Source organism: Staphylococcus kloosii, from assembly GCF_032139365.1.
Lineage (GTDB): Bacteria > Bacillota > Bacilli > Staphylococcales > Staphylococcaceae > Staphylococcus > Staphylococcus kloosii_A.
In genome coordinates, this window is the sequence record NZ_JAVTDB010000037.1 from 1 (window position 1) to 20998 (window position 20998).

General features: G+C 33.5%; 25 protein-coding genes. 4 read left to right on the plus strand and 21 right to left on the minus strand.

The window, feature by feature from the left end:
* The 6 genes from moaA to RPL90_RS04010 form a co-directional block, all read right to left on the minus strand.
* Positions 1-1015 (minus strand): GTP 3',8-cyclase MoaA (gene moaA, locus RPL90_RS03985; RefSeq protein WP_313545779.1); only part of this gene is annotated, 1015 nt, incomplete at its 3' end.
* Positions 1016-1028: 13 nt separating this feature from the next.
* Positions 1029-1631: a molybdenum cofactor guanylyltransferase MobA gene (mobA, locus tag RPL90_RS03990; protein WP_313545781.1), complete on the minus strand. Its 603-nt coding sequence runs from the start codon at positions 1629-1631 to the stop codon at positions 1029-1031.
* A 7-nt stretch (positions 1632-1638) separates the two neighbouring features.
* Positions 1639-1872 carry a molybdopterin converting factor subunit 1 gene (moaD, locus tag RPL90_RS03995; RefSeq protein ID WP_313545783.1) on the minus strand — a complete coding sequence of 78 codons (234 nt, stop codon included), beginning with the start codon at positions 1870-1872 and terminating at the stop codon, positions 1639-1641.
* 2 nt (positions 1873-1874) lie between these two features.
* On the minus strand, positions 1875-2321 hold the full coding sequence (locus RPL90_RS04000) for a molybdenum cofactor biosynthesis protein MoaE (RefSeq protein WP_313545785.1): 447 nt from the start codon (positions 2319-2321) through the stop codon (positions 1875-1877).
* Positions 2318-2794, minus strand: coding sequence for a molybdopterin-guanine dinucleotide biosynthesis protein B (gene mobB / locus RPL90_RS04005; RefSeq protein WP_313545787.1), 477 nt, complete (start codon positions 2792-2794; stop codon positions 2318-2320). The genes RPL90_RS04000 and mobB overlap by 4 nt, the downstream gene beginning before the upstream one ends.
* Complete coding sequence (locus tag RPL90_RS04010; RefSeq protein WP_313545788.1) at positions 2791-4050, minus strand: molybdopterin molybdotransferase MoeA; 1260 nt, start codon at positions 4048-4050, stop codon at positions 2791-2793. Before RPL90_RS04010 ends, mobB begins: the two co-directional genes overlap by 4 nt.
* Before the next feature lie 59 nt (positions 4051-4109).
* On the opposite strand from RPL90_RS04010, the gene moaC reads away from it, so the two are divergent.
* Positions 4110-4595 (plus strand): cyclic pyranopterin monophosphate synthase MoaC, encoded by a 486-nt coding sequence (gene moaC / locus RPL90_RS04015; RefSeq protein WP_313545789.1) that lies wholly within the window; start codon positions 4110-4112, stop codon positions 4593-4595.
* Positions 4596-4648: 53 nt separating this feature from the next.
* On the opposite strand, the gene RPL90_RS04020 is transcribed toward moaC, so the two are convergent.
* Complete coding sequence (locus RPL90_RS04020) at positions 4649-5149, minus strand: MogA/MoaB family molybdenum cofactor biosynthesis protein (protein ID WP_313545791.1); 501 nt, start codon at positions 5147-5149, stop codon at positions 4649-4651.
* 15 nt (positions 5150-5164) lie between these two features.
* Positions 5165-6169 carry a ThiF family adenylyltransferase gene (locus RPL90_RS04025; RefSeq protein ID WP_398573852.1) on the minus strand — a complete coding sequence of 335 codons (1005 nt, stop codon included), beginning with the start codon at positions 6167-6169 and terminating at the stop codon, positions 5165-5167.
* A 71-nt stretch (positions 6170-6240) separates the two neighbouring features.
* Between RPL90_RS04025 and RPL90_RS04030 the strand changes: the two genes are divergently transcribed.
* Positions 6241-6603 carry a DUF3021 domain-containing protein gene (locus RPL90_RS04030; protein WP_313545795.1) on the plus strand — a complete coding sequence of 121 codons (363 nt, stop codon included), beginning with the start codon at positions 6241-6243 and terminating at the stop codon, positions 6601-6603.
* Between the two features lie 62 nt (positions 6604-6665).
* Here RPL90_RS04030 and RPL90_RS04035 read toward each other — a convergent pair whose 3' ends face one another.
* The 7 genes from RPL90_RS04035 to RPL90_RS04065 form a co-directional block, all read right to left on the minus strand.
* Entirely contained in the window at positions 6666-7274 is a 609-nt protein-coding gene (locus RPL90_RS04035) for an ATP-binding cassette domain-containing protein (protein ID WP_313545797.1), read from the minus strand.
* On the minus strand, positions 7275-7946 hold the full coding sequence (gene modB, locus RPL90_RS04040) for a molybdate ABC transporter permease subunit (RefSeq protein WP_313545799.1): 672 nt from the start codon (positions 7944-7946) through the stop codon (positions 7275-7277).
* A 20-nt stretch (positions 7947-7966) separates the two neighbouring features.
* Positions 7967-8755 (minus strand): molybdate ABC transporter substrate-binding protein, encoded by a 789-nt coding sequence (modA, locus tag RPL90_RS04045; RefSeq protein WP_313545801.1) that lies wholly within the window; start codon positions 8753-8755, stop codon positions 7967-7969.
* 72 nt (positions 8756-8827) lie between these two features.
* Positions 8828-10315, minus strand: coding sequence for a UDP-glucose--hexose-1-phosphate uridylyltransferase (galT, locus tag RPL90_RS04050; RefSeq protein WP_313545803.1), 1488 nt, complete (start codon positions 10313-10315; stop codon positions 8828-8830).
* Positions 10316-10318: 3 nt separating this feature from the next.
* Positions 10319-11317 (minus strand): UDP-glucose 4-epimerase GalE, encoded by a 999-nt coding sequence (gene galE, locus RPL90_RS04055; RefSeq protein ID WP_313545805.1) that lies wholly within the window; start codon positions 11315-11317, stop codon positions 10319-10321.
* A gap of 24 nt (positions 11318-11341) precedes the next feature.
* Positions 11342-12505, minus strand: a complete 1164-nt coding sequence (locus RPL90_RS04060) for a galactokinase (RefSeq protein ID WP_313545806.1) — start codon at positions 12503-12505, stop codon at positions 11342-11344.
* Positions 12506-12590: 85 nt separating this feature from the next.
* The gene (locus RPL90_RS04065; protein ID WP_313545807.1) at positions 12591-13595 is read right to left on the minus strand and encodes a LacI family DNA-binding transcriptional regulator; all 1005 of its coding nucleotides are present in this window, start codon (positions 13593-13595) and stop codon (positions 12591-12593) included.
* A gap of 163 nt (positions 13596-13758) precedes the next feature.
* On the opposite strand from RPL90_RS04065, the gene fdhD reads away from it, so the two are divergent.
* The gene (gene fdhD / locus RPL90_RS04070; RefSeq protein ID WP_313545808.1) at positions 13759-14550 is read left to right on the plus strand and encodes a formate dehydrogenase accessory sulfurtransferase FdhD; all 792 of its coding nucleotides are present in this window, start codon (positions 13759-13761) and stop codon (positions 14548-14550) included.
* A gap of 34 nt (positions 14551-14584) precedes the next feature.
* Here fdhD and RPL90_RS04075 read toward each other — a convergent pair whose 3' ends face one another.
* The 6 genes from RPL90_RS04075 to RPL90_RS04100 form a co-directional block, all read right to left on the minus strand.
* Entirely contained in the window at positions 14585-15340 is a 756-nt protein-coding gene (locus RPL90_RS04075) for a GNAT family N-acetyltransferase (protein WP_313545809.1), read from the minus strand.
* Between the two features lie 32 nt (positions 15341-15372).
* Complete coding sequence (locus RPL90_RS04080) at positions 15373-15921, minus strand: biotin transporter BioY (RefSeq protein ID WP_313545810.1); 549 nt, start codon at positions 15919-15921, stop codon at positions 15373-15375.
* A 291-nt stretch (positions 15922-16212) separates the two neighbouring features.
* Positions 16213-17124 (minus strand): ABC transporter substrate-binding protein, encoded by a 912-nt coding sequence (locus tag RPL90_RS04085; protein ID WP_313545811.1) that lies wholly within the window; start codon positions 17122-17124, stop codon positions 16213-16215.
* A gap of 183 nt (positions 17125-17307) precedes the next feature.
* Entirely contained in the window at positions 17308-18456 is a 1149-nt protein-coding gene (locus tag RPL90_RS04090; RefSeq protein ID WP_313545812.1) for an acyl-CoA dehydrogenase family protein, read from the minus strand.
* Between the two features lie 203 nt (positions 18457-18659).
* The gene (locus tag RPL90_RS04095) at positions 18660-19010 is read right to left on the minus strand and encodes a transcriptional regulator, SarA/Rot family (RefSeq protein WP_313545813.1); all 351 of its coding nucleotides are present in this window, start codon (positions 19008-19010) and stop codon (positions 18660-18662) included.
* Between the two features lie 289 nt (positions 19011-19299).
* Positions 19300-19659, minus strand: coding sequence for a hypothetical protein (locus tag RPL90_RS04100; protein ID WP_313545814.1), 360 nt, complete (start codon positions 19657-19659; stop codon positions 19300-19302).
* A gap of 550 nt (positions 19660-20209) precedes the next feature.
* Here RPL90_RS04100 and RPL90_RS04105 point away from each other — a divergent pair.
* Positions 20210-20932, plus strand: a complete 723-nt coding sequence (locus RPL90_RS04105) for a CHAP domain-containing protein (RefSeq protein WP_313545815.1) — start codon at positions 20210-20212, stop codon at positions 20930-20932.
* The last annotated feature ends 66 nt before the right edge of the window (positions 20933-20998 follow it).

The window sequence follows — 20998 nt, forward strand, 5'->3', positions numbered from 1 at the left end:
CAATATAGTTCATATTAATTTTCTTACGTTTACGATTAGCAACAGTTTGTTCAGTACGTTCATCTGAATAACGATCATCTCGAACGTTCCATAATGCTTTAAATTGTGTTTTAAGTTCTAGGTCGGTTGCACCTGAACGTAAAAAAGATTTCACATTGAATCCATCGACTTCACTAAATAAACAACCGTAAAATTTACCATCTGATGATAGTCTTGCTCGTGTACAAGTTGAACAAAACGATTGAGATACACTCGTTATCAAGCCAAATTTTGCACCATTGTCTAAATGTCGATAATATTTAGCGACTTCACCATAATATTCAGGGTCCACAGGTGCAATATCAAAGTGTTGTTCCACAGTTGCTAGCATTTCATCTTTAGTAACGACTTTACTAAAATCCCAACCATTATCATTACCTACATCCATGAATTCAATAAAACGTATTTCTATGTCTTTAGCTTTGAAGTATTCAATCATTGGGATAATTTGATCGTCATTAACACCTTTTTGAATAACAACATTCACTTTAACATGAAATCCAATACTAACAGCATAATCAATTTGGTCCAATATCGTACTTGCTTTAATGTTACGATTATTTATATTTTGAAAGACTTTGTCATCAATAGCATCAAGACTCACGTTTATTCTTCTTAAACCTGCAGCGTATAAATTTTGGCCGTGCTTTTTCAACAGTAATCCATTTGTAGTTAAACCTATATCTTCGATAGCATCTATTTGCGACAACTGTTCTATTAACTTATATAAATCTCTACGCATTAGTGGTTCCCCACCTGTAATACGTATTTTCTTCACTCCAAGTTGCGTATAGACTTTGGCAATACGCGTCATCTCATCAAAAGTTAATAATTCGTCTTTTGGGAGAAAGACGTAGTCATCTCCAAATATTTCTTTCGGCATGCAATAATCACAACGAAAGTTACACCGATCGGTAACTGATAATCTTAAGTCTCGGATCGGTCTACCTAATTTATCAGTTATTTGTTGAACCATTTTAAGGACCTCCTTATTTATTTAACACTTGTTCTAAAGAGTCCAAATCTTGCTGATAATTAATATTTTTAAACCAATATTCTGGTGCATCAATGTCTTCAACGTTTAACCATGCATGGTCTACTTGGTTATATACATTTTTGAAGCTATAATCGTCAGAATTTAAAGCTTGTTCAATATATTGTAATGTTTTCGGACTATAAAATGCTATTGTCGGAATTGGATAGTTGTCTGCGATAAAACCTGCGATATCTAATTTATCTTCTATTAAATGTGCTACCATAAATTGATAAAGTTTACTAATCGCTTTTTTAGAAATCATCGGTGTATCTACAGATACTACGAAAAACAACTCATCGTCATATTGTTTCATGACTGTGCAAAGTCCTGCCAATGGACCCTTATCTTTAAATTGCGGTGCGTCAATGACGACATCACTATAATCAAATTTTGGCGCTAATGCTTCATTTGTACTAATGATTATTTTATTAAACATGTTTGTTGCTTCAAGCACATCTATGATGCGTTGATAAAAATACTGTCCTTGTATTTCTGCAAATGCTTTTTGAGCGCCAAATCTTTCTGAACGCCCACCGGCAAGGATTATTGCTTTCATCTCTATATTAACCTCCGCTAACTGGTGGTATCAACGCAACCGTATCATTTTGTTGCACGATGTCATCGTCTTTAACAAATTCTTCATTAACGGCTACTTGATAAGTTTTATTTTTTAATACTGGATATTGTTCAAGTAAATTAATTTTAAATTGTTCGACAGTCAGTGTACTATCCAAAGCTATTTCTTCTGACTGTTTAGCTAAAATTTCTTTTATTTCTGCAAAATATAAGACTTTCATTCCTAGCCTCCTTCTATTGCATCTTCATGATACCCTCTTTGATGGCCTTGCCATTCGGCACCATCTTCCCATATTTCTTTTTTCCAAATGGGCACTATCTCTTTTATACGTTCTATCGCATATTCATTTGCTTCATAGGCATCTTTTCTATGAGGTGAGGATACTGCAATCAATACTGCTATGTCAGAGATATTTAACGCGCCTATTCTATGAACAATTGCCGTATTCGTTTCTGGCCAACGTACAGTAATTTCTTCGCCAATTTGCGCGAGTTTCTTTTCTGCCATCGGTACATAGGCTTCATACTCTAAATACTCAGTTTTAATCCCTTTTGTCCATTCTCTCACATGACCAGTAAATACAACAGCAGCACCTTTTGTAGCATCCACTACAAATTCTCTATATTGCTCAGTTTGAATGGGCATATTTGTGACTTCAAACTGTTTCATTCAATCAGTCCTTTTGTACGTAGAAAAGTAAGTAACCATCTTTCATATTGTTTATAAGCTTGTGCTTCCCTCAAATTAATATGATATTGCACGTTAGATAATTGTGTTAACTTATGATAATCTGCTTGATATTGATAAACGATAACTTTATCATACGGTGCTTCTTTAAAACCTTCTACTAAGATTATGTCACTATCTATTGTAACAGATTCAGCAATGAGTTCCTTAAGATTTTGTTTTGCTACATGAGTAACTGTTTGACGGTAATTTGCTCCCTGAACTATGCTTTGATCAGCGCCAGCAGAAAAATGTTTCATATGGTCGACAGTGCTATCTTGAAGTTTTATTTCACCACCATGACCATGATTTTTAATTGTGGCAACTTTTAAATCAAACGATTTTAACAGATGAATTGTACGTCTCATTAATGTTGTTTTTCCTGAATCTTTATAACCGACAATTTGCAAAATCATATTAATAATTCCTCTTCGTAACTAGATGATTCGGTCAAAATAACATCCACCGTACGACCTTTTTTATAGCCTCTCGTACCACCCGGCAACATAATCATCGCATTACTATGTGCTATGGCTACAACTGCACCAGACTTATTAAATCCAGACGGTACAGCTGTCATCTCGCCACCTGTGAACCTTGCTTTCGCTCTGATAAAACGACTAAATGGGTTTGGTTTTGTAAAGTCTTCCATTAATGTCGCTTTAACTAGTTGCGGATAACAAGCATTTGCGCCTGTCATCTTGTTAAGGGCAGGCTTTACGAATAATTCAAAACCTGTAAAGCAAGCAGATGGATTCCCAGATAAACCAAATAAATAAGTATTATCTGCTACGGCAACAGTCGTTACACTGCCTGGGCGCATGGCAACTTTGTTAAATAAAACATTGGCATCTAATGCTTCATAAATCGCCGGTAAATAATCAAAGTCTCCAACTGACACGCCACCTGTAGTAATCACCATATCATGTTTGCTTTTGGCTTCTTTAACTACTTGAATACTGCTTTCTAAATCATCTTGTTGTATTTTATATGTTTCTACCTCTAAACCAACTTTAGTAGCTAAGGCTTGAATCATTGGTCCATTAGAATTACGAATTTTACCCGGTTCAAGTTCATCACTAACGTCCAATAATTCACTACCAGTAGCTATAATCGCGACGCTAGGTTTTTTATAAACAGTGACATTTTGATAACCATATGTAGCTAAAACAGCAATACCACCTGCATTGAGATGTTGTCCTTTTTTCAACACAATATCACCAGTCGTGGTCTCTTCGCCTTTTAACGATACATTTTCATATGTTTCAAACGGTTTTCTAATCGTAAATGAACTTTCTTTTTCTACCGTTTGTTCTAACATAACTACAGCATCGGCACCTTGAGGTAATTCAGCACCTGTCATTATTCTAACTGCTTCATGAGACCCTAACTTTTTATTAGAAACTGAACCCGCTCCAATGTGATCAATAACATTAAATTCAATGCGATGCGCGCCACTTGCACCAACCGAATCTTCACTTCTTATTGCAAAGCCGTCGTAAGGTGATTTGTTGAATCTAGGTATATCGTAAGTCGCTATAATGTCTTGCGCTAGCACATGATCCAAACTTTGTTGCAAAGGTACTTCTATTGTAGGCATGGTAATGTCTTGTTTCATCACTCGCGCAATTGCTTCTCTTACTGCGATTGGATTTCTTTTTTCTACTGTCATTCCGAGTCCCCTTTCTTATTTGCTCCATGTTATACTATGAATTGTTTAGGAGGTATATTATGTCAAATTTCACACATATTAATGAACAAGGTAATGCAAAAATGGTCGATGTATCGGATAAAAGCGATACAAAACGTACTGCTATAGCACATTCTAGCATTACTGTTAATGCCGATATTTATCAACAAATCGTTGAACATATCAACCAAAAAGGTAACGTGCTTAATACGGCTCAAATTGCTGGTGTCATGGCAGCCAAAAATACATCAACAATCATACCAATGTGCCATCCCTTACCTTTAAGTGGCATCGATGTTAGTTTTGACTGGGTTACTAACGACAATGATTATACACTTAATATTACAACTTCAGTTTCAACGACAGGTAAAACCGGCGTTGAAATGGAAGCTTTGACGGCTGCATCTGTTGTGGCATTAACCGTTTACGACATGACAAAAGCTTTAGATAAAGGGATGGTTATCGGTGAAACTTACCTTTCTTCAAAAACTGGCGGTAAATCAGGTAACTATACGCGTCAACAATAGTAACTATATTGGGCAGTGAAATCATTTTAAAAAAATGGTTACATCATGCCCAATTATTTTGTTAATTCGTGTACTAAATGATTCAATTCAGGCTTAATTAATTTATTTAGTGCTAATGTCACGGCGCCTGAAGAACCTGGTAGACAAAATATTAATTTATCATTCGCCGTACCTGCTACAGCTCTAGATAATAATGCTTTTGTACCTACATCTTCGGTATAGCTTAAATATCTAAACAATTCACCAAAACCCTCTATCTCTTTCGTAAATAATGGTCGAATTGTTTCTATAGTAATATCTCGCGGTGATATACCGGTACCTCCAGTAGTTATAATGACATCAACATCAGACTTTAACCACTGTCCAATTTGAGTCTGTATGGCTTGTGGTTCATCTTTAACAATTTTGTATGCTTCTTCTCTTACTTCAACATTTTCTTCTGCAAGTATAGACTTAATCAATTGACCACTTTTATCCGTCTTATAATCTCTCGTATCAGAAATCGTCAACACTGCACTTTGTATTTTCCGTGTTAATTTAATATCACTATGCATAACTTCGCCCCCATTTTACCCAAATAATTGATTCATCAGTTTTGCCGCTTCACTCGCTTGTGACATATTATGAATGAGAAATCTCCCGTCCTGAAAGTTGACTAAGCGATACCCATCATAACGAAACATAATGAGATAATCATTTGATTTATAATCAATATTATTTTCTACTAAGAAGTTTACTAACATTTCCTGGGAAATATGTTTATTTTGATATTGCACCGTATCTCTACCACACAATGAAGCATACTCATGTGCTTGCTTATTTAAATGTGGAAATGCGGGGTTTGCTCCACATGTATAACAATCATCATCTGACACCCGACTAAAACCAAACACGTGATGTTCACCATTCCAAATATCTCCATAAGTATATTTTGCCGGAACATCATTACCCGTAATAATTTTAAGTGCATCTTTCAGTTGTAAACTCGTCGTCATTGTGACAGCAGGTTGAATAACACCTACCGTATCACATGTTAAATTAATCGCAGGAAGTTGTGGTAATAAGCAGTTAAAGCAAGGTGTCTCTCCTGGTATAAATGGTGCTTCAACGTAAGTGCTTTGTACGACACCACCGTATATCCATGGAATATTATTTTTAAAGGCAAAATCATTGATTAACATTCTAGTGTCAAAATTATCTGTAGCATCTAAAATTAAATTCACTTCACGACTATGTGCTTCTAAAAAAGCATAGTCAACTTGTTCAATAAATGTGTTAATCGTCACGTCTTTACTAATAGCGTGCAATGCTTGTTTTGCTGCGATAACTTTAGGTAACGCTTCAACCGCATCATTTGCAGAATACAACGTTTGTCGCTGTAAATTACTTTCTTCAATATAATCTCTATCTACTATTGTTAATTCACCAATACCCGCTCTTACTAAACCTTCGGCAAGATGTGATCCTAGAGCCCCCATACCTATAATAGTGACGTGGGCTTGTGCTATTAAAGTTTGTCCCTCTTGACCAATACCTTTGAATCGTATTTGTCTTGAATAGCGATTATTATCCACTGTCATTGTCCTCTCTTAAATACATTACATCCATTATAAATCTATCTATGGTGAGTCACAATCATTTTAAAATGGTTAATATCTGTAATGAAATAGAATTTTATAAACAAAACAACAACGTTTATCTAGTAAATTACTTTATTCGTCTATATGTTATTGTGCATTGGATTGATATTTCAATATATAAGTTTACTCGCACGCATACCGACTGGCGCATTACTAAAACTACCGTAATGCATTTTGTTATTTCGTATATAGGGTTTTTACCGTTAGCTATTTTGTCTGGCTGGTTTCCATTATATATCTCCGCTATTTTAATGTTCACGCTTATTTTTATCATCATTTATTTCATCATGTGGTATATCAATTATTCCAAAGCCAAAAAAATGGTAGCTGCGATCAACAATGTATTAAAATCAGAACACGACAAATAATCCTAAAAAATCCCTTTACTCGATAATAAGTAAAGGGATTCATCTTTGTTTATGTAATGCGCTTAATTACCAAATGTAATAATTTCATGCGCTAATTGTTCTGCTTCATAATTTGAATGTGTCACGAATATAATAGGTATTTGCCATTCTTCAAACACATTGTTGACGATTTTTATACTTTCATCTTTAGTATAATCATCTAAACTAGAGAATGGTTCATCTAACAATATTAAATCTGGTTTTGTACTCAGTGTACGTGCTAATGCAACACGTTGAGACTCACCACCAGATAATGTATATGGATATTGCTCAACTAAATGCGCTATGTTCAGCTCTGACATTAAGTCTTCGATATGTCGTGAATATGGAGTCATAAAGGTTATATTTTTCAAGACATTCATATTAGGAAATAATTGATAATCTTGAAATAAATAACCTATATTTCGTTGCTGAATTTTGACATTCACATTAGCTTCAGTATTGGTTAACACATTATTATTCACTTTAATAAGTGCTTCGTGAGGTTGTCTTAAGCCTGCAATCATGTTTAATACAGTTGTTTTACCTATGCCAGACGGGCCTCTTAAAGCGTATATTTTAGGCTCTTGATCATTAATATCAATCGCTATCGGAGTATTTTTTAGCTGATGTTTTAGTTTAATGGTAAGCATCTAATCACCCTCCAAATAACGTTCTTTGTTCAAGACATTGATTGTACCAATTATCGTTATTGCAAAGGCAACTAAAACAAGTACCCATAACCAAGCTTGATTTTCTTTACCTTGTTCCACCAAGAAGTATATTTCTAATGGCAATGTGTTTGTCTTATTTGGTATGTAACCAGCTACCATTAATGTAGCACCGAATTCGCCAATACCTCTCGCAAAACTCATCATTACACCAGATAAAATAGAACGTTTCGACAAAGGTAAGATGAGTTGTGTAAAAATTTTATTTTCACTTGCTCCCATCGTACGCGCAGTATTCAACATTTTTTTATCAATCCCTCTAAAACCTTGCACTGTGTGTTGATACATTAAAGGGAAACTTACAATAATAGAAGCAATAATTGCGCCTGTCATAGTAAACACGACAGGTAAGTGCAATACATGACTAAAAAATTGACCGACAGGACTTTTAGGTGAAAAAATAATAAGCAATATAAAACCCATCACTGTCGGAGGTAAAACAATGGGCAACACAATCATACTTTCCAATAACCTAGCGATTATACCATGTCTACTATAGAGCCATCTTGCGACTATGACACCGATGAAGAAAACGATGATCGTACTAATAACTGCTACTTTTATTGATATCCAAAATGGTGTTAAATCGATCATCGCTCTACCTCCTTCAGTTACTATTCTTCAAACTTATATTTTTTCATAATTTTTTTAGCATCTTTCGTTTTTAAGAAATCTACCCATTCTTTAGCTGCTTTTTTATTAGAAGTCGTTGCTGCTTTGTAAGTAATTGGTTTATTCAACTTAGCTGCATTAATTTCTTTAACTTTATTGTTTCCATTTTTTTGGCTTTGCGCTAAATCCGTTTTATAAACATAACCTAATTGCGCGTTGCCTTTTTCTACGTAATTCAATACTTGGCGAACATCTTTAGCATATACCAAGTTTGGTTTAACATCGTTATATAACTTTTGGTCTTTTAAATATTGTTCGGCATATTTACCTGCAGGGACGGACTTAGTCTCGCCTATAGCTAATTTATCGCCTTTCTTAATATCTTTTACGGATTTGTATTTACTATCTTTACCACCGATAAGCACTAGTTTATTTTGTGCATAATTATATGTATGTGTTGCTTTCTTATCTTTTACTAACATATCAACATCTTTTGTATTTGCAGACATCAAAACGTCACTTGGTGCACCTTTTTCAATTTGTTGTCTTAACGCACCAGAACCACCATAATTAAATGAGATCTTTGTATTTTTATGGTCTTTCTTAAATGCTTTAGCTAAATCTTTGTTCACGTCAGTTAAACTTGCTGCTGCAGAAACTGTAATATGTTGCTCTTTATTTGCATCACTTTTAGAACTTTCTTTGCTTTTGTGGTCACTTCCAGAATTTGAGCAACCCGCTAATACTACACTTGCAGTAGTAATACCAACTAATAATTTTTTTATATTCATTTTATTTCCCCCTATTTATTTTAATTATAGACTTGTGAAATATAAAAAAAAAGGATGAATTTATCATCCTTTTTAAAGTACGTTTAAAAATTGTTTAAACGCATTATTACCTTGTTCGTCATCTTTAAATACACCTGCATCTGCTAATACTCTGTTAAATTTAAGTCCTACTTCTCTATCTATAATATCATCAATGTTATTACTATCAATTTTATAATTTTGAGCCATCGTGTCTGCCCATTGTTTATGAGGTCCTAAATCATTATTAGTCTTTCCAAGTAAATAGTTTTTTACATCGGCAAGTTCACTTTTTAATCTTCCAGGTAAAATTGCCGTACCCATCACTTCGATTAGCCCAATGTTTTCTTTTTTAATATGTTGTACATCTTGATGTGGGTGGAAAATTCCGTCAGGATATTCAGTCGACGTTTGATTGTCGCGTAAAACAATATCAATTTCATATTGGTCGTTGTTATAACGTACTATCGGCGTTACAGTATGATGTCTTGTGCCATCGTCACTATAAGCTTTTATATCAACGCTACTATCCGAATAATTATTCCATTGATCCATTACATAAGTAGCAGCTTTAATTAATTGTTCGCTATTTTTACTTTTTAATCTAATAACACTCATTGGCCATTTTAAAGTCGTTGCTTCAATGTCAGGAAAGGATGTTAACTTAAAAGTTTCTTTAGTTGTAGCTCTATCCATAGGAAATTCATGACGGCCTGCTTGATAATGATTGTGTGATAAAATTGAGCCACCTACAATCGGAATATCTGCATTCGAACCTATAAAATAATGTGGAAATTGTTGAACAAACGCTACTAAATTTTCAAATGTTTGTTGATTAATTTCCATTGGTTCATGTGTACGCGATAATACGATACTATGTTCATTAAAATAAGCATATGGAGAGTATTGGAATCCCCATTCGTTGCCTCCTAAATTCATACGAATAATGCGATGATTCGTTCTAGCTGCTTGTAATACACTCCCAATATATCCTTCGTTTTCAAAGCATAGCGCACATTGTGGGTAGGCACTTGCAGTCGCATTTTTTTCTTTAGCTATTTGTTTACCGTCTTTTTCTGGTTTTGATAAATTTATTGTTATTTCTATATCCCCATAATCGGTTGCAACATTATAACTAATATTTTTAGCGATAGCGTCTTCTTTAACATAATGATTGCGTTTAGCTATCTTATAAAAATAATCAGTTGCAAGCTTTGGATCTTCTTGATGTTGTTGCCAAAAGTGATTATTTATAGTTGACGGTTTAGGCGTTATTAAATCAAGTATTTGAGCCTCTATCATTTCCTTATTGTAAAGTTCACCTTCGATAGCGCCTGTCTTAACCGCTTCTTCAATCCATAACTGTGCGATCTCATTTGGCGTCATCGACGAAACAGAATCTATTGTTACATCTTCAATGCCTTGAGCATTAAGTATAGCGATGAGTTTATTTTGTACATACATAGCATCTAATGTATCAAATTCACCCATATCTACAGTGTACTTGATAAACTGATTTACGAGTTGTTTATTGAGTAACATTGCTTAACCTTCTTCCTGCGTGTAGCCATGCGGATGAGCTTGATGCCATTTCCATGCATCTTGTATGATTTCTTTAATATCGTCATGTTGCGGAACCCAACCTAACAATGATTTAGCTTTATCACTTGATGCAACTAATGTACCTGGATCGCCTGCTCTTCTTTTACCAACTTCAGCTTTAATCTCTTCACCTGTTACCTCACGTGCCGCTTCTAATATTTCAAATACGGAATAACCTTGACTACTACCTAAATTAAATGCGCCTGAAGCTCCTCCATTTTTCAAATAATCAAAGGCTAGAATATGTGCAGCTATTAAATCCTCAACGTGTAAATAATCTCTAATACATGAACCATCTGGCGTATTATAATCATCACCAAACACTGTTAAGTTGTCACGTTGACCTAAAGCAACTTGTAAAACGATAGGTATTAAATGCGTTTCAGGTCTATGGTCTTCACCAATATTGCCATCTGGATTAGCACCTGCCACATTAAAATAACGTAAGGCCGCAAAATTAATGCCATACGCTTCATGACACCAACGCATCATTTTTTCCATAACTAACTTACTTTCTCCATAAGGACTAGTAGGATTAGTCGTATCATCTTCATTAATGGGAATTGAATTCGGTTCTCCATATACTGCTGCAGTTGAAGAAAATATGATTTTATCCACGTTATAATCGTACATAACCTCTAATAACGTTTGTAATCCATGAATATTATTATTGAAATAAGTGAGTGGTTTCTCTACAGATTCTCCCACTAATGAGTAAGCACAAAAATGGAACACGCCTTCGATATTTTCTTTATTAAATACTTCATCTAAAAATGCTTTATCTCTAATATCGCCTGCATAAAATCGAGCTTGCGCATTAACCGATGCTTTATGTCCTGTACCTAAATTATCGATAACGACAACATCATAGCCTTTTTCTATAAGTTGATGTACGCAATGGCTACCAATATAGCCTGCTCCGCCTAGTACGAGTACTGACATATGAATCTTCCTCTCATTAATAAATTAATTTAAACTTTTAACGCCGTCACTAATATTCACATGATAAAACGATGGCGCATAGCCAATTTTCTCTGTATAAGTTGCAGTTACTTCTTGTTCTAATGCCTTAACACTATCTTTATGTACTAATGCGATAGCACAACCTGCAAAACCTGCACCAGTCATTCTTGCGCCTAAAACGCCCTCAATAGATTGCGCAGTTTCAGCTAAAGTATCTAACTCTAAACCTGTAACTTCATAATCGTTTTTCAATGATTCGTGTGAATCGTTGAGTAATTGGCCAAATGCAGTAAATTGATTGTTCGACAACATCTCATGTGCTTGTTTCGTTCTTTCATTTTCGCTAATCGCATGACGTGCTCTCTTTAGATTAGTCGTATTGTCTATTAAATGTTGATAACGTTCAAATGTAGATATATCAATATCACATAAATGTTCAATCGTCAGTTCTTGTTGTAATGATGCTAATGCTGCCTCACATTCGGCACGACGCTCGTTATATTTAGACTCGGTTAATGACCGACGTTTATTCGTATTCATAATTGATATTACATAATCTCCAAAATAAGCTGGTACATAATCATATTTTAAAGTACCTGTATCAAGTAATATGGCGTGTTCCCTTTTACCTAGACCAATTATAAATTGGTCCATAATGCCAGAATTAACACCAATATAGTTATTCTCAACTTTTTGTCCAATTTTCACTAAACTTAATCTATCAAGCTCAAGTTCAAATAAACTTTTAACAAGCCAACCACTGACAAGTTCTATTGAAGCTGATGATGATAAACTTGCACCGTTAGGTATATTTCCTTCATAAATAATGTCAAAGCCTTGATTAATAGACGGAAAGGAAGCTAGCAAATATTTAATAACGCCTTTAACGTAGTTAGCCCAATCATGGCTTTCATCATATGCCAAGTTATTTAAATCAAAAGAAATAATTCCTTTTTCTTCAAAATTCAACGAGTAAACATTGATTTTATTATCTTCACGTTTACGTGCTAAACCATAAGTGCCTAATTCAATTGCTGCTGGAAATACATAACCTCCATTATAATCAGTATGCTCGCCGATAAGATTAATTCTTCCCGGAGCAAATGCATAATGTGTCGGTTCAGCGTCAAAAATCGTTGCAAACTTAGTCTTCAAAGATTCTAACATTTCTCCCACCCCTTAATTTTTTAAATTACGAATAGTAAACACAATTAAAGTTTACTTGTTTACTTATTAACCTGTCAATATTTTATCATTGTGTTTTAAAAGTTGTGCGTTCTATTAATCTTGCTTCGACAACAATATGTTGCGCAACAGATCTCAAATTATGAATTCGCTCTTCAGCCATTTTCACTGCACTACGTCCAAATTCATCAATTGCAATATGTACACTACTAATACTTGGTGTTACATATTGAATCACTTCTAAATCATTAAAACTAATCAGTTTAATATCATTGGGTAATTGTATACTATGTTGTAATAATTGCTGAATAATACCAATAGCTACCATGTCGTTTCCAGCAATAAATACTTCTGGTAATTGTCCCTTCTCTATTAATACTTTTAATTGCTCAGCACTTTGTTCTTTATTCCAGCCACATAAGTAAGCTTGATGTTCAATATTATTATCGTTGCACCATTTTTTATATACTTTGTATCTTGGGTCATTTTCACTCATTGTTGCATTGCCTGTTAAATCTCTAGTCGTATGTAACCCGCCCATATAACCAATAGTTGAATGACCTATACTTTGTATTTTAGTTAATAAATTGTACATCGCATCTTCGATATTAGAATATACAGCATCTATGTATTGAGGCGTTTGTGGATTATTAATAACGACTAAATTAGGATTAATTGCATAAAGTTGTTCCAAAGCTTCGACAGAAAAGTTGCCTATTACGATTAAGGCACCTGCTTTAGCAATTTTTTGCTCATCAAGCGCGTGCGCTGTGCCGTCGATACGAATCGTTTTTTTCAATGATAACTTTAACCGCTTTACCTCCGATTCTATAGCTAAACGAATCTCTCTATAATATGGGTCGGACATTTCACGTTCTTTTGATGCGTATGTAATTAATTGAATGCTTTTATTTGTACGTGTCACTTTTTCATATCGCAGTTTTTCAGCAATTGAAAAAATTCTTTCTCTAGTGTTTTGAGCTACAGAGAGAGAGGGATCATTATTTAACACGCGTGAAACAGTACCAGGGCTAACGTTTGCCTCACGCGCTATATCTCTAATACTTGCCATTTTAGAACCTCACTTTGTTTACTTAAGTTTACTTATTTACTTCTATTATAGTTTACTTACACGATGTTACAAACTATTTTTATTTCCTTAGCTAACACCTAATCATTTATCTACCATACAATGTACGATAAAATAATAATTAAGATAAAAGGAGTTGGGTCACATGAATGAAGATGTTTTAAAAGACCAACCCATTGTACGCTACGAAAATGGTGAATTGGTAAATACGCAAGATAGTTACGTCACAGAGTTCCCTTTAACGATTATGGTCAATGGTGAAGAATTTGCTACAGTTATTTGTAGTCCAAATAATATGGATGAATTAACTTTAGGATTTTTAGCATCTGAAGGTGCCATCCTTAAATATGATGAGTTAAAGTCATTGCAAATTGACGATAGTAAAGGATTTGCTCACGTAGAATTAACAAAACAACTAGGGACGCGATTTCAATATTCTACAAAGCGTATGATTGCATCTTGTTGTGGTAAAAGTAGAGAGTTTTATTTTCAAAATGATGCTGCCATAGCTAAAACTTCAATGTCTAAAATAACATTAACGCCAGCACAAATTCTTTCGATGATGTCACAACTGCAAAATGCTAGCGCCCTATTTAAACAAACGGGCGGCTTGCACAATGGCGCAATTAGTGACGGCCAAGATTTCTTTGAACATAGACAAGATATTGGTAGACATAATGCATTAGACAAATTATATGGCTATTGTATTAAAAACCATATTCCAGTACGCGATAAAGTACTGATTTTTAGTGGTCGCATCTCGTCAGAAATTTTAATTAAAGCTGCTAAAATCGGAGTTGGCGTTATTTTGTCAAAGTCTGCGCCTACCACTTTAGCTGTCCAGTTAGCTGACGATTTAAATATAACTGCCATAGGCTTTATTCGTGATGGCAACTTTAACGTGTATAGTCATCCTGAACGAATAAAAAGCTGTTAACGCTTCTATCAATAGAAGCGTTAACAGCTTTTCTCTAATTTATTTGTTCTTTAAGGACATTGTAACGATAACTTATGTAAACATAGCCTTGTTTTAAATACATATCTTTCGCAGTATCTTCTCCGTCAGCCACTAATATAATCGTTCTATTATTTGCAACTGTAGCAACAAAACTTTGCATAACTTGACCTATACCTTGTCGTTGATAATCGGGTAAAACACCGAAGCCATCAATCTCTATCGTATCTTCGCTTTTGATTAAGTCCATAATACCAACTGGTATTGTATCTTTATATGCAATAATTCTGTCTTTATCATCATAAACAAATTGATTTCGAATTATTTCAGTACTTTCTTGAAGGTAATCATCACCAAAAGGTTGTGCAAAAATTTGATGAATATTCAAATAATCTTCTATGTTCTCTTGCGTAACAAATTGAACATCTATATCAATCGTCGTATCAAAATGTAATTCTTCTGGATTAATTGCATAAAGTTCTAAGTAACTTATTTCAAAGTCTTTGTCTTTAATTTCTTTAAGTAATTGGTCATTTGGTCTTTCATTTTCAGGAAAGCTAAATGATAAATGATTAGACCTCTGTGCTTTATGCATTGTCGATTGTGTTTCAATATCTTTAACCCACTGTTTTACCGAAGGCATTTGTTTATATAACCAGTAGTTTGAAACATAAACTATTGGTTCACTAGGTGTTAAATAAATTAATTTATTATCGTCTTCCATTTTCAATTGACCAGATTGATAAATATTACGCATCGTTATAGCACACATAGACTATTATTCCTTTCAAAGAAAATTCAAGATTAATTTATTAATTGTTTAAACCTGCTATGATTTAACATCACATTACCGATGATACTCGCTAAAATTGCTTTTATAATGTCACCAGGCATAAAGACAAACGACAAACTAATTGCTTTAGTCACCGGTAAATTTGTAATAAGACCCATAATTATTGTTCCTAATATATCAAGTAATAAGACGCCTATCAATAATGTTGTCACAATTAATACTATAAAGTTAATTTTTTCAAAATATTTATCTCTTACTAAGCCGATTAAAAATGCTACAACGGGATATAGAAATAAGAAACCAGCAGAAGGCCCTACAAACACGCCTATACCACCTCTACCGCCTGATAATAACGGTAATCCTGTTGCTACAAGTAATAAAAATACAATGACACTAATTGTTCCATATTTTCTACCTAACAAAATACCTGCTAAGAAAATACCTGTATTTTGAAAAACTATAGGTACGGGCATAAAAGGAAGTGGAATTGAAGGTATAACTCCCATTACTGCAATTATTGCAGTCATTAATGCCGTATACACTAAATTTTTTGTGGACATATCCATTCCTCCTCACATGAGCAAAATTATAACACAAATGTTAACTTTTAATAATAGTTAGTTAACATTATTTTTTTACATATTACTCTTTCTTTTTTACCATAAATATAAAACAACATGTTACAGCATATGATTCATTTTTGTCATAGTTGAAATATTAGTTAAATAAAAAACGTCAATTTCAACGTTACTACGTTAGAAATTGACGTTTATATTTAATCAGAGCCATTTATGTCTCTGCTGTTTAACTTTCCCTATAAAACCATTCACTGATAAAACATTTATGTTATTTTATTTTTCTAATAATTTTTTCTTTAAATCCTTACGCATATAATCTAAAGTATATGGATCATTATACCAATATGATGTTGCATCTACATTAACAACTTTATTTTGCTTGACTGCAGGTAAGTTTTTCCATAAATCTGTCGATTCATAACTTGGTTTAGCTTTACCTTGTCTTGTTGACACAATATAATCGCCAGCGTAATCACCAAGTTTTTCTTGTTTCACTTCTGCCCAACCTTCTTTTTTCGTTAATTCTTCAAGTTTAGTCGGCATTTTCAATCCAAATGCTTGATATAAAACTTCGCCGCCTCTACCCCAGTTATCTCCATAAGTGTAAAGTTTTTTATCGAATTCATCGAAAATTGATACCGTTGCATCTTTGCCTATATGTGATTTAATTTCTGCTGCGTCAGATTTAGTTTTAGCTTTCCAATCTTTTTCCCATTTTTGCTCTTCTTGTTCTTTGCCGACAATTTTAGCCAACTCTTTTTGTTGTTCTAAGTATTTATGTTTATTAAAGTCAAACACGATAGTTGGTGCAATCTTTTGATATTTTTTAATATTTTTATCTGTAGAATATACAATGATTAAATCAGGTTTTTCTTTTGCCACCTTTTCTACATCATTATCCCCAATTTTTGTAACACCTTTAAATTTATCTTTAATAACACTACTTTGATCGACTTGATTGCTTACCGCGACGAGATTAGCTCCTAAATATTTAAGACCAGGCGCATATGTAGGTGCAACTGCAGCAATACGTTTTGGATCTTTAGGTATATCTATCTTCTTACCACTATCTAATGTATATGATTTAGTAGCCTCTTTTTTACTTTTATCGTCACTATCTTTTTTATTACCACATGCAGCAAGAATAAGTACTAGAGCAATTAACGGCAATAATAATTTTTTCATAAACTAGCCTCCATTGAAAATGATTATCAGTACCAATTCATTATAAAAAATTATTCTTACTTTTACAATATAAATTTATAGAATTTTGCAATATTTTTTAATTGCTTAAAGCACAGTGTTCTTCACATAAAAAAGCTTAAAAACTAATCACTTAGCTTTTAAGCTCTTGGCATAAAATTATAATTAAAATAAGTCTAGTACAGATTTGGCAATATTTGTATAAGCCATATCTTCCATTGGGGGGTTATGTAATCCAGCTCGCATATCTCTATAATAACGTTGTAATGGTCTGTCCATTTCTAAACTTTTCGCACCTACTATTCGCATAGCTAAATCAATAACTTCCAATCCTTGATTCATCACTAACACTTTACTTGCTGACGTTTCGTTCCAAATTTTAGTGGTGTTATTATCATCGTTGTATAGCATTGCTGTGCTCCATAAAAATTGGCGTGCAGATAAAAGTAAAGATTCCATTTTTCCCACATTTTGTTGTACCGTTGCAATTTCGCCTATTGTGCCATCGATACTATTGGGTTGGTAAGTTTTCGCAAAATCTATTGCGTAGTCTCTTGCTGCTTGCGCAATACCTAAATACGTGCTAGGTATATGGAGAATCCAACCATTTGGTTTTATTGCTCCTGCTCTTGTTTCAACAAAATTTTCTTTTGGAATATGTACATCATTAAGTACTAAATCATGACTTTCTGTAGCTCTCATACCGACCATATCCCAATTATTGGCAATTTCAACGCCAGGCGTATCTTTATGTATAAGATAGTACCCAATTTGTTCAGATTGTTGATCGTAGGCACTTACAATAAAGTGCGTTAGTCGTTTACTCATTGAAGTAAATGTTTTAACACCATTTAAAGTATAGCCCTCTTCTGTCTGTATAGCATTCGTTGCTGGTCTTCCCCCTCTTGTTGGGCTACCCGTTTCAGCTTCACTAATCGCTCTATTTACTAAAGCACCATCTACTATATCTTTTGCAAAGCGATCTAGCATAGACTGTTCCCATAATTGTTGTTCATATAGTTGGCCAACGACGCTAATATGCCAACCAATAGATAGCGCAGTTGCTCCATCAATAGAACCTAGATAGGTTTGTAAAATAACCATATCTTCAATTGATCCACCTTCGCCACCGTATTTTTTAGGTAGGGAAATTAGTGTGTACCCTTCATCGATTAACCATTGTACATTATTATATGGAAATTCTGCATGTTTATCATTATAATCTGCATTTTGTTGAAATTGCTCTTTAACATTTTCTAATTTCTTAATCCACTTTTGTTGAATTTCTGAATGTATCATAGCGGAATTATTCAAATTATTCACCTCATTGATTATGATCTTATTCAATCATTCTTAGTTTAACACTCGACATTATTAAACAAAAGACTTCAATATTTTGTACTAGGCAAATTAATCGTCTCAATAATTTTCAGCAAATAAAAAATGCCAATAAAGTATTTAACTTTATCGGCATTTTTCGTCATGCTTATAATTGGTTTTATGTGTTTAGTTACTAATTAATAAAAATGTTTATTTAAAGCATTTATGGTATATTCAATTTTAGCTTTCTCTCGACTACTTATAAATACAATAACTGTTCTCTCATCATGTTCACTTCGTTTTTTATCTAAATAACCCATATCTTTCAACTTTTGTAATGCTTTAGTTATGTAGTATGGTTTTAAATTGGTTTTTTGTGCAATTTCTTTTGCCGTTACTTCATAGCCACTGCAGTTATTTAAAATATTCAAGATGTAGATTTCCTCAAAATTCAGTTTAAATTGATCTTTGATTATTTTAAAAAAAGATTTGACTTGATGATTGATGGTAAAAAGTTCATCTAATGTTGTAAATGCTTTTTCTTCCATAGTATCACTCCTGTTGTGTTAGTCTTAGATGTCAATACTTAAAAATATAATTATTTTTGTAAATATTATAATATTTATTCTATAACACTTTAGCATACAAATTCAATATATATTGAAAAACAATATAGTAATTCAATTTCATACGTCATTTTTAACTTAACTGTTATCTCCAATTGTTATAAAAATTCATGTATGTAAACACTGTAAATCTAAAAAAATGAAGGAACATCATTATTGTATGATTTCCTTCATTCTATATTTTTCAGGAAGAAACATATCCTGTAATTAATTATTTACTTTTACAATCGAAAGTGTCTAAGAAACTAAGTGCCGCCATACCTGATAAATCAAGTGCGTGTTTAGCGCCTTCTTTACCGTGTCCAGCTTCAAAATGTTTATAAGCTGCAACACCTAAAACAGCGATTGTTAATAATGAACCTAAACGAGATAATTTTTTACTAGCGAAACTTAATACAAAGAATAATGCACTTAATGCTTCAACCGCTCCAGCTAAAGGCACTGATTTTTCTGGCAAACCAAATACGTCAACAAAAGTATCTTTCATTGATTGGTCACCTTTTAATTTAGGTTGCGCTGCATTAAATAATTCTTTCGCTAATTTAACATTAGCTAAATAACGTAATATCATTACTTTCTCTCCTTATAAATAGTGATTAGTTACTAAACTAGCCATTCTCCTGCGAACTAAATTTATTAAAGTAAGAGAAGAAAATACGCTACCAACCATACTAACTTGCAGCATTTATGACTAGCTTTAATTTAATTACTTAAAATATTATAGCATATGTTTTTTATAATCCTAATATAGTTGCTCGCAAAATGTATTTTAAGTTTAATTTAAGTGCTATAAATATGTTTTATGTAAATCAACATCTATCTATTAAATGTTGAAAAACACTAATTTTAATTTTCTGTTATTTTACAGCTTTGTAATAATCTTTGTTGTAATTTTACTTCGTAAATTATAAAAATGCCTTAATGACAAGTTTTAATGATTTAATTAATTAAAGCTGTTTGTTACAAATTTCTACTCTTTATTAGAACTAAATTACAAAACAATAACATTGCGCACAAAAGCTATTTTTTTTGCTATATTAATTCTTGTCGTTTTAACCACGCTTTTGAGGCGTGACATTGGGAAAAATTATTGAAAAAATTTTTAGGAGGATATTTTTACAATGAAAAAAATCGCTACAGCTACAATCGCTACTGCAGGAATCGCTACTGTCGCTTTTGCACATCATGATGCACAAGCTGCTGAAAATAATAATGGTGGGTATAATCCAAATGATCCTACGTCATACAGCTACACTTACACAATAGATCAACAAGGTAACTATCACTACGATTGGCAAGGTAACTGGAATCCAAGCCAAGCTAACCACCATAACAATAGTAATGCTCACTATTCAAACAATGCTGGGTCAACTGCACACGCAACTCAATCATATACAGCAAACAACAATACAACTGGTGGAAGAGGAGCAGTTTCTCACTCAACTTCTAACCATAACATCAAAGTAACTACTCAAACTGCACCATCAAGCTCTGCTAACTCAATCGCTAGCACTTCAGGTTCTTCAAACAATTTATACACTTCTGGTCAATGTACATACTATGTATACGATAAAGTTGGCGGTAAAATTGGTTCAACTTGGGGAGACGCTAGAAACTGGGCAAGTGCTGCTGCTGCTTCAGGTTACACTGTAAATAACACACCAAAAGCAGGTTCGATTTTACAATCATCTGCTGGTGCTTATGGACACGTTGCATACGTTGAAAGCGTTGGAAGCAATGGTTCAGTTAAAGTTTCAGAAATGAACTATGGTCACGGTGCTGGTGTAGTATCATCACGTACGATCTCTGCAAGTGAAGCTTCAAGCTATAACTACATTCATTAATAAAAAAAGCAACCGCTTGGTTGCTTTTTTTATTTTCCTTAAACATTATAGGGGCTAGGCAAAGTA